General features: G+C 51.2%; 1 protein-coding gene. It reads left to right on the top strand.

Features of this window, described 5'->3' with window-relative positions; all coding sequences use genetic code 11:
* Positions 1 to 225 precede the first annotated feature (225 nt).
* The coding region (locus tag H6A60_RS12645) for a helix-turn-helix domain-containing protein (RefSeq protein ID WP_205105190.1) at positions 226 to 432 on the top strand (207 nt) is incomplete at its 3' end.

The following is a 432-nucleotide window of genomic DNA, read 5'->3' on the forward strand; positions in this document are numbered from 1 at the left end:
GATCAAAAACGCTTGCCCTGCATCGTAAAAAACCACGCTCTCTTCTCGAATCCATCAGGATTTACCCGAGAAAAACGGTATTTTTTCCGTAAAAAGCCTCATTTTCGGGGGAATTGCCTTGACGTGCTTTTGCCCTTGACGATTCTTTTTGGCAAAATCCTACAAATTCGATTCTGGTCCCGTGTTTATAGCGGGACTGCACTTCTCAGACGTACTCTACTGCCAATGGCCACACAAACAGCGTTGAAACCGCATCGCACGCGTCCGGATCGTTTGATTTCGGACGCCAAGCGTCAGCGGGCCGTCAGGTTGTTCGAGCTTGGATACGGGTACAAGCGCGTAGCGTATGAGATCGGGGTGTCGCCCAATACCACGCGCGACTGGGCGAGGCTTTGGAAGCAGGGCAAATTCAAGGTTCGTGCTTCTAAGAGC

The organism is Sutterella massiliensis, assembly GCF_016899755.1.
GTDB lineage: Bacteria > Pseudomonadota > Gammaproteobacteria > Burkholderiales > Burkholderiaceae_F > Sutterella > Sutterella massiliensis.